This is a genomic window from Chryseobacterium sp. CG10_8, from assembly GCF_058117085.1.
The window spans coordinates 1-1482 of sequence record NZ_JBYVEB010000226.1 but is presented as its reverse complement, the minus strand read 5'-3'; the positions used below and the strand labels follow the sequence as shown (position 1 = coordinate 1482).

General features: G+C 36.6%; 2 protein-coding genes. Both read right to left on the bottom strand.

Annotation, left to right across the window (positions count from 1 at the left end; genetic code table 11):
- Positions 1–73: 73 nt before the first annotated feature.
- Positions 74–547 (bottom strand): hypothetical protein, encoded by a 474-nt coding sequence (locus AC4AGG_RS16405; RefSeq protein ID WP_489773100.1) that lies wholly within the window; start codon positions 545–547, stop codon positions 74–76.
- Positions 548–553: 6 nt separating this feature from the next.
- On the bottom strand, positions 554–1482 hold a 929-nt coding region (locus AC4AGG_RS16400; protein ID WP_489773099.1), incomplete at its 5' end, for an RHS repeat-associated core domain-containing protein.

Sequence of the window (1482 nt, the reverse complement as noted above, 5' to 3'; positions counted from 1 at the left end):
ACAAGCTGTTAGATGTAGCCCCGCTAGACGTAGCCGGGCAAACATCCTCTAACAAAGCTTTTCCTAATTCACATTATTTTTTCTCGCGAGGGTTTTTCTCAGCGTGTTCGTTAGAGGGAGCAGGAGCACCTCTCATCAATACTTGAGAGTCACTTAATATAGGTTGTCGTTTTATTTTCTGTATATAACCTGTCGATTCGAACTTTATAAAACCTCTGTCAGTAAGTATTAAATAATCCCAAAACGTAACCTTTCCATTTGGTGATAATTTAGGATTCAAACGATTGATATCTGATATACCAATACCTACACTATTTTGAAAGTTTATATCTATTTTTAGATTTAATACATTTGAAAAAGTCAATACAGAGGGAGAAACCCAAAAACTATGTAAATTGGATGTTTCATCTAAAACCCATTTAAAAATATAATCTATATCAAGAACTAGTTTTTGATTTTCATCAGGAAAAGAAATAGAATAAAGATAACTATCGTGCCATCCCATTTCCTCGAAGTCTAAATCAGTCCATACGTCCTTTACTTTCATATTATCTTATCTGTTAAGGTGATTTCTAATAACTCTTAAATCTTGCTGATTCATTGATCGAACCCATTTCCTATCTTTATTTAAAAATGTGCTACCAGTACTGTTAGTATTTAGTACTGATCTTTGGACATGTGGTGTTGCTACTCCTTTGTGTGTTGCTCCTCTCAAGTCATAGTGGAATGCACCGTCTGTTGTTTTAATAGTAACAGAGTTCTGTCCACCATTCATTTCAATTAAGTCATCAATTTGGTTTTGAAATGATTTTCTTGCTGCACCTTTCTGGGCATTTAGTACTTTTAAGCCTCCATTAGGATTCCCTTTTGTCACCATTAAAGCAGCTAGAAAGTAATTGTTTCCAGAATCATCATTGTTAGATAAAGCCATTCCCAATCCTTCCCAAATTCCAAAAGGATCACCAGCTCCTCCCATCATCATGATAGGACCATCATTAAAACCTAATGGATTATAGATTGGTCTAGCTTGAACATTCCTAACCTCTGATCCAGCTCCAGTTTCAAAATCAGAGTCCATGGAGTTGCCGTATTCATCAGTAACAATGCCCGATTCTGTAAGATTATAAGTATATCCTCCTAGGCCTAAAAAATTCGCTTCTCTAGAAATTGTAGCCGCCTTACGAACAGAAGTGACATTTTCATAGCCTGCTGCTTCGGCTTCTTCAACAGTATTTACATTTGGATCATATGTATAAGACTTCTGTCCATCAACTTCTTCTTCGATCCATCCTTCTAAAAGTCCTGTTGGATCAGTTGCATTGATTGGATTATTAAAACTATATCTGAACGGTGTCATCTCTGGATGAGCTTCCGCCAACGGATCCACAACTCCCCATCTTCCAATATCGGGCATATAAAATCTCGCTCCGTAGTCGTACATTCCTGTTTCTTGGAGTTCTTTACCGTTGTATTTGTAGTTGT

Coding starts and splice junctions, on each gene's coding strand:
- AC4AGG_RS16405 (WP_489773100.1), bottom strand. CDS start 547: ATGAAAGTAAAGGACGTATGGACTGATTTAGACTTCGAGGAAATGGGA.